The organism is Heyndrickxia sp. MSNUG, from assembly GCF_049532715.1.
Classification (GTDB): domain Bacteria; phylum Bacillota; class Bacilli; order Bacillales; family Cytobacillaceae; genus Mesobacillus.
The window spans coordinates 4329140-4342168 of record NZ_CP150978.1; the positions used below are offsets into that span (position 1 = coordinate 4329140).

6 protein-coding genes are annotated in these 13029 nt (G+C 43.8%); 2 read left to right on the plus strand and 4 right to left on the minus strand.

Translation table 11 applies throughout. The features are described from left to right. Nucleotides 1–271 precede the first annotated feature (271 nt). Together secA2 and AABM38_RS21860 are read left to right on the plus strand one after the other, a co-directional pair. Nucleotides 272–2629, plus strand: coding sequence for an accessory Sec system translocase SecA2 (gene secA2, locus AABM38_RS21855; protein WP_423408261.1), 2358 nt, complete (start codon nucleotides 272–274; stop codon nucleotides 2627–2629). Between the two features lie 13 nt (nucleotides 2630–2642). Further along, complete coding sequence (locus AABM38_RS21860; RefSeq protein WP_423408262.1) at nucleotides 2643–3545, plus strand: accessory Sec system S-layer assembly protein; 903 nt, start codon at nucleotides 2643–2645, stop codon at nucleotides 3543–3545. 899 nt (nucleotides 3546–4444) lie between these two features. On the opposite strand, the gene AABM38_RS21865 is transcribed toward AABM38_RS21860, so the two are convergent. The 4 genes from AABM38_RS21865 to AABM38_RS21880 form a co-directional block, all read right to left on the minus strand. Then, nucleotides 4445–7999, minus strand: a complete 3555-nt coding sequence (locus AABM38_RS21865; RefSeq protein ID WP_423408263.1) for a S8 family peptidase — start codon at nucleotides 7997–7999, stop codon at nucleotides 4445–4447. A 214-nt stretch (nucleotides 8000–8213) separates the two neighbouring features. Then, complete coding sequence (locus AABM38_RS21870; protein WP_423408264.1) at nucleotides 8214–9299, minus strand: hypothetical protein; 1086 nt, start codon at nucleotides 9297–9299, stop codon at nucleotides 8214–8216. A gap of 20 nt (nucleotides 9300–9319) precedes the next feature. After that, complete coding sequence (locus AABM38_RS21875; protein ID WP_423408265.1) at nucleotides 9320–10762, minus strand: MBOAT family O-acyltransferase; 1443 nt, start codon at nucleotides 10760–10762, stop codon at nucleotides 9320–9322. Between the two features lie 256 nt (nucleotides 10763–11018). Then, nucleotides 11019–13016: a phosphodiester glycosidase family protein gene (locus AABM38_RS21880; RefSeq protein WP_423408266.1), complete on the minus strand. Its 1998-nt coding sequence runs from the start codon at nucleotides 13014–13016 to the stop codon at nucleotides 11019–11021. Nucleotides 13017–13029 lie beyond the last annotated feature (13 nt).

Sequence of the window (13029 nt, forward strand, 5' to 3'; positions counted from 1 at the left end):
ATTATATCGACAAATATCTCCAATGTCCTAGTTTCATTTCCCGTTTTAGCCATAAAAGAAACGCAGATCCAGAACTATTTCTGCCTCCTATACTTTTCGGATATAACTGCATGATTCAGTGGGTATGTAGCTCAATCTTTTAATTAGACGATTGAGTTCCCAGAAAGGTTACCAAGATTAATAGAAAATTTTGACACACTGGCAAAACCTACTATTATAAGGAAATAAATGATATACTAGTAAACGAATTTGGATAAGGGAGCGTTAATGGATGCTGTCGATTTTAAAGAAGAAATTTGGCGATTCGAACGAGAAACGCCTAAAAAAATATAGGGATTTAGTCGAGCAGATCAATCAATTGGAATCAACGATTGAAAAGCTCAGTGATGATGAGCTGAAAAATAAAACGCTTTTCTTTAAGGAACAGCTTGCAAATGGGAAAACGGTTGATGATATCAAAGTCGAAGCATTTGCTGTTGTCCGTGAAGCTTCGAAACGCGTTCTTGGCATGCGCCATTATGACGTGCAGCTGATTGGCGGGCTAGTTTTAAATGATGGAAGTATCGCGGAAATGCCTACTGGTGAGGGAAAAACGTTAGTCGCCTCCCTGCCGAGTTACTTGAGGGCGCTGGAAGGCAAAGGCGTTCATGTCATTACGGTCAATGATTATCTGGCAGCACGTGACCGCAATCAGATTGGCAGAATCCATGAATTTCTTGGACTGACTGTCGGATTGAATATCCCGATGATGGAAGCGGATGAAAAACAGGCAGCTTACCAGGCGGATATTACATATGGAATCGGAACTGAATTCGGCTTTGATTATTTGCGTGACAATATGGTCGCGAGCGTCGCACAGCGTGTTCAGCGTCCGTACCATTTTGCGATTATTGATGAAATTGACAGTGTGCTGATCGATGAAGCGAAAACTCCATTGATCATCGCCGGTAAAATGGAATCAAGCGCAGACCTGCACTTTATTGCAGCAAGGCTGGCAAAGCGTTTTATAAAAGACGTTGATTATTCATTTGACGAAGAAACAAAAGCAACGAGTCTGACCGATACGGGCATCAATAAAGTCGAGAAGGCTTTTGGCGTTGATAATCTGTATGACCTTGAACACCAGACGCTCTATCACTATGTGATCCAGGCGGTCCGGGCCCATGTCATGTTCGAACTTGATGTTGACTATATCGTCAAGGAAGGCAAAATCATGCTTGTCGATATGTTCACTGGCAGGATCATGGAGGGCCGCACAATGTCTGACGGCTTGCACCAGGCTCTGGAGGCAAAAGAAGGCGTTGAGGTGACCGACGAAAATAAAACCCAGGCATCGATCACGGTTCAAAACTATTTCCGTATGTATCCAATGATGTCCGGTATGACGGGTACTGCAAAAACGGAAGAAAGTGAATTCCGCCAGGTGTATGGGATGGATGTCATTCAAATCCCAACGAATAAGCCTGTTATCCGCGAAGATCTGGCTGATCTTGTTTTTGAAACGAAGGAACAAAAGTATACAGCTGTGACGAAAGAGGTCAAGGATCGCCATGCGAAAGGTCAGCCAGTCCTGATCGGGACCACTTCCATTCTGCAATCTGAAAAGGTTGCCGAGTACCTAGACATGGAAAACCTTTCGTATCAGCTATTGAATGCAAAGACGGTGGAGCAGGAAGTCCAGCTCATCTCCCAGGCTGGTCAGCACGGCAGAATCACCATTGCCACAAATATGGCTGGACGCGGTACAGACATCCTTCTCGGTGAAGGCGTTGCCGAATTAGGCGGCCTCCATGTCATCGGTACGGAAAGGCACGAAAGCAGACGCGTTGACAATCAGCTGAAAGGCCGTTCGGGACGCCAGGGCGATCGTGGGTCTTCCCAATTTCTCATTTCGATTGAGGATGACATGTTCAGGCGCTTTGCCCAGGAAGATCTGGAAAAGCTGAAGCCGACAATTGAAACGGATGCTGCCGGCATAATCCAAAACAAGAAGATTACTGAATTTGTTAACCGGACCCAGCGTATTGTGGAAGGCGCGAACTTCTCGATGCGCGAGTACAATCTAAAGCTCGATGACGTCATTAATGAGCAGCGGACTGTCATCTATACTCTTCGGAACCGTGTATTAGAAGAGGAAGATCAAATTTCGATTATTTTACCGCTTGTGGATAAAACTGTTGATAATTTAATAGATAAGTATTGTATTGAAGACGAAATTCCAGAGAATTGGCCTCTGAAGGAACTTAAGGAAGAATTGGATCAATTCCTGCCTGGTACGACAATGGAGTTCCCGGACGAGAATTTTGACCGCAGGGTTGTTGCAAAAATAGCTTCTGAACGCGTCGCAGAATTTAAAGAAAAAGTGGATGGTTTCCGCAGTCATGTTCAACTTCAGGACGCTCTAAAAGGAGCGAATACCTTTGTGATCGATCGCAACTGGATCAGGCACTTAGAAAACATGAGCAGATTGAAGGAAGGCATCGGCATGCGCCATTATCAGCAGGAAGATCCGATGCGTCTCTATCAAAAGGAAGGCCTTGAACTATTTGAAATGGCCTATTATAAGATCTCCAAAGAGATTTGCATCCAGACTGCGCAGCTCATGATTGTATCCGAATCTCAGGAATAGGAGGATAATGCATATGTTTTCTTTTTTCAAAAAAAATAAAAAAGACAATGTGAAGAAACAGGGCGAAGATACCGTCATTCCTTCAAAAGAACTAGTAGAAGATGAAGCCGTTGCGGATGAGCAGGAAGTCTACACAGAGCTATCTATCCACCCTTCGATGAATGTGCCTATGGAAACCCAGTATGTCCTGCGTTTCCTTAATAATGAGCTTCCTCCTTTAAAGCCAAACCAGGTTTCGCTTTCAGGCATTGAGCTGCGAGCTGAAGAGGATCAGTTAATTGTTTCGGCGTTTGTCCGGAATAGTGTTTCCAAGGGAATCCGTCTGGCTGAATCATCCATTTTGCTAATTGGACCAAACGGAGAACACCTCGCACGCAAGAGATTCGATTTAGCTGAGCTTGGAGAAATCCCTGCCAAAAGCAGCAGGCCATGGCATTTCAACTTCCGTCTGAGCGATGTGATTTCCGCCGAAATCCCTTCTGAGGGCTGGAAACTTGCTTTCGAAATTAAAGCACCACACCGTCTTGACCTCGATGCTTCATGGGAGAACGCGCTTCCTGTTGAGGAAAAAGAAAAGCTCATCCAGATGGTTGAATCCCTTGATGCTCCAAAAGAGGGCGAAGTGAATTTCCTGGGCTTGCAGGCCAGGAAAAATGAAGATAGCGGATTAAGTGTCACCATCCTGATTCGCAATGGAAACGATAAGAACATCCAGCTTCACCAGCTGCCGCTTCAGGTTGAAGATGCTTCTGGAGAAATAGTGGCAAAAGGCGGATTCGCTTTGGACCAGTTTGAAGTAAAAGCCAACACAAGCAAGCCTTGGACCTTTATTTTCCCTAAAGAACTAGTGCTTGTAAAAGATCCGGACCTTTCCAGATGGAAGGTACAAATTGTTGAGCAGAAGGAAACGGTGTAACTGTAAAATAAAACAAATCCGGGTTCTCGTTATTTGAGGCCCGGATTTTTATTAATTTTGCAAAGGTGAAAATTGTATTTTTAAAATAGCATAAACAAACTCCCTCTGAAACCATCTTGCATTTAGTCGTTTAATATTTTGCCGAGAATTTGATTTTATCTAAAAGATTAACCTGGTTATCTTCCAGGGAAATGGTAAACGTAGAAATTATGAGTGATTTCGTAGAGATTATCAATAAAAACGTAGAAGTTAATAGGAAAAGCGTAGAGATTAATCCCCTTTTCGTAGAAAATTATCAGATTTTCGTAGAGATGATTTTAATTTACAAGAGGATCCCATCTTATTTGCAAAAATAGCATTCTAATTTACGAAAATATCCATCTGATGTACTAAGAGAGCCAACATACATACGAAGAAGCAATCTGGTTTATGAAGAAACAATCCTAATTTTCGAGGGCCCCATCTAATGTACGAAGATCGCATTTTATTTTCGAAGAGCGCAATCTAACTGAGCTTTCTCTATCTGCCGTTTCCAAATGGGAAAACACACCAATCTAGTGGACCACGAACTCTAATCGGATAGTTTTAAAAAAAACGAAGAGTACCTGCTTTTGACAGGTACTCTCCATCGGCCATAACCAACCCTTGCACATTTGAAAATCACAAAACAGGAATTGTGCTACACTCCTATTTTACCACGTTGACATCTTTATACAAGGATAAAATAAGAAAAGTTGTCATATTTAAGCAGTTATTTTAAATCTTCCCTTTCAAGGATATTTTTTCAAAATCGGGAGAATATTTTGTATTTTTTGGATATTTATTGAGTCTTCAAGATTACGTTTTTTCCATTAAGCAAAAACAGGTGAGTACTAAAGACTCTCCTGTTTTACAGTATCTTACTTCATGTAAACTTTCAACTTGTAAGGCTTGATTGAAGAGCTTCCGTGGAAGTCTGTAATCTTGACCTGATAGGTTCCTTTTTTCAGGGAAGCGGATAGGACTTCAGCATCACCTTCTGGATAGAAATCAGCTGATGAAATCAGTTTTCCATTTTGATACAGCTCGATTGTGCCATCGGTTTCAATGGAGCCTTCCAGCTTGATGACACCGGATGCGTTGCGATCTAGTGTAAATGTGTACCAATCCTCATCGCCGAATGACAATCCTGAATTGAAATTGCCTGTCGACTCCCAGGTGTTTGCAGTCAGCTTCTTCATTTTTACAGGGCTGGAAGCTTTGTTGTTTGTAACTTTGTTGCCTGCATCCTCATCCTTCGTGTTGGCTGCAGCGATCGTCAATTTATAAGGCATCAAGGTAAGCGGCGTGCTGCTTTCCGGCCATCCTGCAGCTACGATAATGTAATTGCTGCCTTTCTTAGCCTTGAAGGAGCCAAATGTGTAGCCTCCATATACGCCCTTTTCAATATATTGAGCAAGATTGTATTCTGCTTCATCCAGCTTTCGGTTCTTGTTCTTATCCTCAATGATTTGGACAAAACCGTAGAATGGACTGACGATTTCCTTCGGAAGTCTGCTCAGTTCCTTCGTAAGGGCTCCGCGCTCCATTGTTACACCATACACCTGGCTTGCTTTAGCCTGGAAGTAGAATACGTCCTGATCATTCGGCATGCCAAAGTTTCCTTGAACGACTGAACCAGGAAGGTCTTTTACCTTCTCGAGCTTGTCATTGTCCTCGTATTTATCCATCACATTCTTCGTTACTAGCTTTGAATTGAATGAGTATGGATTGAAGCTGATCTGATTTTGCATATAATCGTTGTTAAGCTTGATGAAATACTTCTCGCCTTTTTTAAGGCCAGTGTATACTTTTGTTCCCAAACCGTTGCTGTACATATCCCAAGTAACATTCGTTCCGATATAGTTCAGCCATTGTAACTCTTCACCGTCATCATTCTTGTCAGTTTCGAGTTTATAAATTTCAAACCACGGGATATTGCCAGATTTGCTGATTGTGAATTCGTAAACCCCTGTTTCCTCCGGGCTGATTGCGAACCAGTCCTCATCCTCGAACGTAGCCAAGTAGCCGTCAGCACGCTTGCCAATGGAGTAAGGACGTGCGTTTTCCTGAACCATCATCAAGTATTCCAGCTCAGGGTTTTCTTCATGGGCTGCTTTATAGGAAGAAGCAATTTTAATCCTCTGCTGTTCAAGCTTCCCTTCCGCATAATCCTCCATGCCATCTTCAGGCATAGGCTGCTCTTCTTCCATATAAGGGAGATTATCTTCATCAGACGGCATCACTTTTCCAGTAATGCTGAACATGTATGGGACAAGTGAGCTTTCTGGCTTACTTGTATCCATGAACATATCAAAGCCATAGAAGAATTCATACATTCCATAGTAATTGCTCGGTTTATTCGTTACTTTCACAGCGTAATTCATTCCTGGCTCCGCTGTAAAGGTCAAGGCTTCCCCTTCACTTGTTCCGCCGTTATTGGAATAGTACATCGGCTCAATTTCTTCGCCATGGTCACCCTCATGGGCAGCTTGATATTCTCCTTTTGCCGGGTCTTCACCTTCTGGCATTCCTTCACCTTCTGGCATTTCCCCTCCAACCGGCATCAGCATTTCCGCAGGGTAAACGCTGATTGCCGAGTTCGCACCCGGAACCGCGCTCACTTCAAGTTTTACGAGCTGGCGTTCTTCCACCGAAAAGGTGAAGTAATCATCATCACTGCCGTCTCTGCCTGTAAAAGTCAGCGGGTGTTCGTCCGTGCTAAAAGGAAGTGCTTCGATTACGACCGGATTCTCCAGATCGGAGTCATCTGTTAAGTAGCCTGTCATTTTATTGACTTGAAGCGTATATTTGGAAATCTTTTTTGCAGAGTCGTCATAGTTGGCATTTACGTCTTTAACGCCAATTGCCAGCACACCATCTGCAGGTGCTGTGAATAGCTTTCCTTCTGCCTTGCCTTCACGTACTTTATTGATTTCGTGAATTCGTTTTGTGTTTGCAGAAGTGAAACGCATCATCATTTTGTAATCGTATTTAGAGGATCCAGATAAAACGGCCTGGATATTGTCTCCCTTTTTAACGTTGAACTTAATCCATTTTTCCTCTGATGGCTTGGTAATGGCATCTGTGAATAATGCCTGCTTATCCACTTTTACAGATTTGGCGCTCGCGAAAATCTCTTTTTCCGTCAGCTTCTTTTTGACCAATGCCGGCAATTTCTTTAGGTCAAATTGAAGCGCTTTGACAGGGTTCACTAAACCATTGCCAAATTTAACATCAAAGCCTTTTTCGCCAAGGTCGTCCGCACTGTGCTCGAGTATGTACTCAACTTGCGCAGGTGTAAGACTTGGATATTTCGACAGCAGCAATGCAGCTGCTCCGGCAACGACTGGAGATGCCATGGACGTGCCGCTCATTTTCCGGAAGCTTGATAGCTTCTCTGGTTCGTAGATAGTACTGTATACTTCTTCTCCAGGCGCCACGATATCAACCGATGGCCCAAAAGAAGAATAACTTGATAGTTTTTTATATTTATTGGTAGATCCAACGCTGATGACGCCCTCATAGCCTGCCGGATAGTTTGTCCAGTCGCTGGCATCGTTTCCTGCTGCCGCTACGATCACGACATTCTTGGCTACTGCCTGCTTGACTGCTTCTTCAATGACCGGTGATGGCATCGGTCCGCCAAGGCTCATATTGATGACCTTCGCGCCGCTTCTCACAGCTTCAAGGATTCCTTCGGCAATGGCATAATCGCTCGCACCCCAGCCGCGGTCAAATACATCGATAGAAAGGATGTCGGCATCCGTTGCAACGCCATAGCCGCCGATTCCATTATCTTTTTTAGCCGCGATGATCCCAGCTACGTGTGTGCCATGTGAATCGGCTATTCCTGGGCTGATCGGATTGACTGTATTTTTGCTGGATAGGATTTTCCCTTTTAAATCAGGATGATTACGGTCGATGCCTGTGTCAACGACAGCAACCTTGACTTTATTTTTACCAGCCAGCTTTTGAGCCTTGGCGATTTGCAGCTGTGTCAGATGATACTGCTCTCCCGCCTTCGGATCGCTGAAGCCTAGCTGCTGATATAAGACAGATGGAGTGACGGAAACAACTTTATCAAGCTGCTGGTATTTTGAAATGACGGTATGCAGATGCTGCTTGTCCTTCACTTTAACAACAGCGTAATTCAATCCAGAGACCTGACGTACCAGAGTTCCTCCCAATCTCTTATGCTCTGAAGCTGTCAGAGGCTTCTGGTACTTGATGACCAAAGTATCTTCACTAAGCGGTGACTTTTTCTGATCCATCTTTTGCTGAAGCAACGGTGAATTGACCGAAACTGCGGATATCCCCACATGCTTTCCAGCAGTCGTTTTTGCAAATACTGCCCCTCCTGGCACGAACGCCGTGCCTGCAACCAGGCTAGCACTTACACCAATCGAAACGAGGTTCTTCTTCCATTTCCCCACGTTCTCTCCCCCTGTCTTTCTCTCATTGGAATACATATCCAATTTCCATACTACTTTTTTTAGAAGATTTTTACAACTAATAACGTGACCGTAATTCTAGCATCAGACGACAAAGAAGTTGTTGAAATTTAGGGGATTTTAGGTTGAGGGATTGCTAGTATTACCTAGGATAGAACGCAAAAAAAATGGCCGCCTCAATCTGGCAGCCATTTTACTAGTTATTGCTATTGCTCGCGGTCAGCGGTTGTTCTTTTAACTGGTCGTAGGAGAAATTCTTAAGCTGAGCAGAGAATCTCGCTACTTTTTCCTTATATTCTTTTTCCGACTGGATTGGCTTGGTTGTCGCCATTTCTTCTAACAGCTGGTCGTTAATATAAGGGAAGTAATGGGAACGGTCCATGTAATTACCGACGTTAAAGGTAATCTCTGCATTGTCCTGGAAATCATAGACTTCCGTGTTCTTGTGGTTCCTCAATTCTTTAAAAACCTCAAGTTTGGTCTGCAGACGGTCCTCGTTGATTTCAGGTTTTTTAAACTGGATGCTCATATGCCTTGCAATCGGATATGGTGCATAGAAGAAGGTAAACTTTGTATCCGGATTGTCCTCTACCATTTTAAGCATATTGGCCTTGAAGCTATTCATATAAACTTCCAGCTTGTGTGCTTCAGGAGGAGGAGGCTCTACTCCCTCTAACTCTTTTTTCAATTTCTCTACCGTTAAAGGCGATCGCTTTTCTCCAAACTTATAAAAAGTATAGGGATCCGCATTGGGATTTACCAGGTCCTGATTTTTCATTTGGTAATCAATCTTTTTAATGGCGTCATAGCTAAGCAAATATGGAAGATCGTTGGCGATGTTGCGGTCGTAGAGAAATTCCGGAAAAGTTGCATCGATACGATCCGGTTCTCCAGCAAGAGAATCATAATTGATTTCCCAGAATACATGCTTTATTTTATGTGACTTCATCGCAAGTTCAACGGCCTTTCTTTGCTCCCTTGCAGAGGAACCAGAAATGGTCGCATTATAAGATTTGGTATTGTAGCTTTCATCTATTTTTTCTTCTTTAAAATTATGGCCCATGGATGTGCCGACAAAAATCGTTTCGAATTCCAGATTCCTGATCATTCCTGGAATTTGGTAGCGCATATTAAAGTTTTTCGTGAACGTCCGCTTGTAGATTCCTCCCTTATGATAGTAAACATAAGGGTCGCTCATATACACGAACCCAGCAATGAGGACAAGCGCTGCTGCGAAGACGATGAAAAACTTAAGAACAAACTTCTTATAGATAGGCTCCACTTGCAGAACTCCTTTGGAAATTAAAAGTTGAAATACAGGAACTCGGAAACTTTACCGAGCTGTAAGATGGATACGATGGAAATTAACACGATAAATAACATATTTAAATTATTTGGTTTGAAGCGGTCCAGCATTTCGAATGAATTTTTCCTGAATGTAACGACGATCAAGCCTAATACAATCAATAGGACGCTTGTTGATGTAAAGAGCATCGGGCCATCTGGAAGCAGGCTGACATTGAATATTGGCTCGAGAACTCTTGCGACGCGCGTTGGCAGCTCGATTTTCCCCATGCCGAACATTGCTTTCAGGATGGCAATGGCTTGAGCGAATGTTTCAGCTCTGAACAAGACCCATGCTGCGTTCACGAACTGGAATGTGATGAACCACGCCAGCCATTTCGGCATTTTATAGCCGCGCTGGCTCCACCAGCGATAAATAACGGATGCAAGGCCATGCAGGAAGCCCCAGAGAACGAACGTCCAGCCGGCGCCGTGCCAGAAGCCGCTGACCATGAAAATGATCATGATGTTGATGTATGTCCTTGATGGACTGATTCTGCTTCCGCCAAGTGGAATGTAAATATATTGAGTTAAAAAGCGGCTGAGCGTAATATGCCAGCGGCGCCAGAAATCCTGGATATTGAGCGCTTTGTATGGCGAATTAAAGTTGATTGGCAGCCTGATGTTGAACAATAATGCCGCACCAACAGCCATGTCGCAATATCCGCTGAAGTCGAAGTACAGCTGGAATGTGTAAGATAAGGAAGCAATCCAGGCTTCGACGACGTTCAGATCGAATGCGTTTTTAAAGCCGTCATTCGCCCAAACAGAGAACGTATCGGCAATCATGACCTTTTTGAAGAGGCCGATTCCGAAAATATATAGGCCGAGTGAGATATTTTTTGCATTCATTCGTGAGTTTTCATTATGGAATTGTGACATTACTTCTTTGTGATGAACAATCGGACCGGCAATCAACTGCGGGAAAAAGATAACGAACAGCATATATTCGTCAAAACGATACCCTTTCGTTTCATATCGGAAGCTGTCCACCAGGTACGCAATCTGCTGGAATGTAAAAAAGCTGATCGCCAGCGGAAGAGCCAGGTGTAGAAGCGGGAAATCCGCTTTTGCCACAGCATTCACTGTGGAAAGGAAGAAATCGGTGTATTTATAATAGCCAAGTAAAATGACATTGAAAACGATGCCGATTGTCAGGACGATTCGCCGTTTTTTTAAATGGTCGCTATTCCCCAAGAAGGTACCAACGCCGTAGTTAACTACAACCGACGTGAGAATGAGCGGAAGATAGCTGATATTCCACCAGCTGTAGAAGATCAAAGATCCTAACACCAGGGAAATCTTAGCCAGCCGCGATTGGCCCGCATACTGAAGCGCAAAATATATAATGAAAGAAGCCGGAAGGAAAAAGAAAATAAATTCATAGGAATTAAATAACACAGTACACGCACCCTCATTAAAATTATTTACTGCACAATTATACATAATTTAGCGAACAATGTCATTACAGGCCGGAATATGTAGAATCTGCCAATCCCCGCTTTAATGCGTCGAAGCATTGGGGGTCAGACCCCCAGCGCTGTGACGCGGTGAACTGCCGGGGGTCTGGTCTGACCCCCGGCACGTTAATGCGTTAAAGAGGGGCCAGCACTTTGGTGCTGGCCCCTTTCTTTTATTTCAATCTTCACTCTCTAGTTTACTGCTGGTTTTGCAGTGCTCTGTACAGGAATAGTGCGTATTGGATACGGGTTACGGTGTCTGCTGGCTTGTATAGTGTGCCGTATCCTTCTGTGATTTTGTTTGCGTACAGGCTTGAGATTGCATTGTACGCGAAGCTTTGTTCAGGTACGTCAGTGAATGGCGTTTCTGCTGAGCCTTGCAGTTTGAAACCTTTTTGCAGGATGACGGCCATTTCTGCCCTTGTCAGTGGTGCGTTCGGATCGAATAATGTTCCGTTTTGTTTACCAGAGATAATGCCTGCATTTGTGATTGCCGCGACTTCATTATAGAAACGGTATGTCTTCGGAATATCAGTAAAGTTTACATCCTGGATGTTGGCAGTATCCAATTTTAACGAACGGACCAGCAAAAGAGCTGCATCGATACGCTTCAATGTGTTCGCCGGTCTGTATGTTCCATCTGCGTAGCCTGCAATTACTTCACGTTCATATAAATATTTGATGATTGAAAAATACTTATTCGTACTTGGAATATCAGTAAACGGTGAATCTTCATTTTTCACAGTGATTGGAATCTGTTTTGTCAGGCTGCCATATGTCGCCGTAATGACGCCATCGCCAACTTTATTTGTTTTTAAAGTAGTGCCTTCAAAGGATCCCATCGTGCTGGAAAGCTTCAATTTTGCCGGATCTTTCGCCAGCGGATTGTAAAACTGGTCCAGCACATATTTTAACGAAACCGAAATAGTAGAACCTACTGTGACAGATGAGCTTGATAAACCGACGCCAAAGCTCGATTCCTGGCCTAGAGGCGCAGTGCTGATTGCCTGGAGGGTAGTCGTGACACCCCTTTCCCAGCCGTCTGAAGGCTTGTTGATCAAGGATGCCATATCATCACCTTGTTTGCGCGCAAGCATGGTCGTGGAGCCTCCCCCATCGAGGTTAAGAGCTTTATAAGCTCCAAGCTTCACAAGATACTGAGCGAACTCAGTCAGGTTCATGCCCTTGCTGTAGCCTGCTGCCCTGCCATCCACCGTGACCATAAAAACCTTTGTCATTGTACGATCAACGGCAATCGCGGTACGCGGTGCACGTTCCAGCGCTCTTGAACTCTTAGGATCGATGCTTAACGAAACAGACCCATTGTCGACTAGACGCGGTCCGCTCGCCAGGATGTATTTTGAACCCTTCCACTTATCATCAATATTAATAGAGATTTGAACCTGTTCTCCAAGTTTCATATTTTTTAAGAATTCCATTGGAGTGCCGTGGGCAGACAAGACGAAACCATCGGCGGGAATTTGCGAATTCGTTATCGTTCCATATGGCCGAATCGCACTAACCGTACCAGTGATCACATCACCGAACGCCAACTCCTTATTTTTCGAAGCCCCTGTAAAAATAACCTCATAACCATATTGGTTCGTATTTGTATACCCATCCATATAGTCAGGAGTATATAAAATGAGATTATCATTGTTCCTGATTTTGTTCATGCTTGTAATATCCGTTACGGAGCCATTATGTTCAGCTGAGAGGTCAAGATTGAAATATTCAATCTGGGCCTTGCCGCTTGCATTGATTCCAAAAGCAATCGGTTCGTTCACATACTGGTCACGCCCGGAAGCGATGATTCCCGAGTTTACTAAAATATCATTTTTAGCAATTAAATACATCGGAAGCTTTGTGTTTGTGTCGAAAAAAGACCCATTAACTGCCCCTACTACTCTATTGCCCTCACGATGGACAGCTTTGGCCTGGGCAGTGGTCCCTGAAATCTTCCCTATTTCTGGCATTGAAAGATCCAATCTCGTATATGGGTCCTGAAGATTGACCTCTAGTACTTTGATGGACTGGTCATAAGTGTTAATGACTTCCCGGTTTTCTTTGTATTTAACACCGGACGACACTGGAAACTGTTCATAAGTGCTGGCAAATCCTGCCTGAACCGCAACTGACTGAATGACCAGAAGACTTATGGCTAATGTAACAACTACCTTCTTTGCAAATTTCAACTCTTTTCCCCCT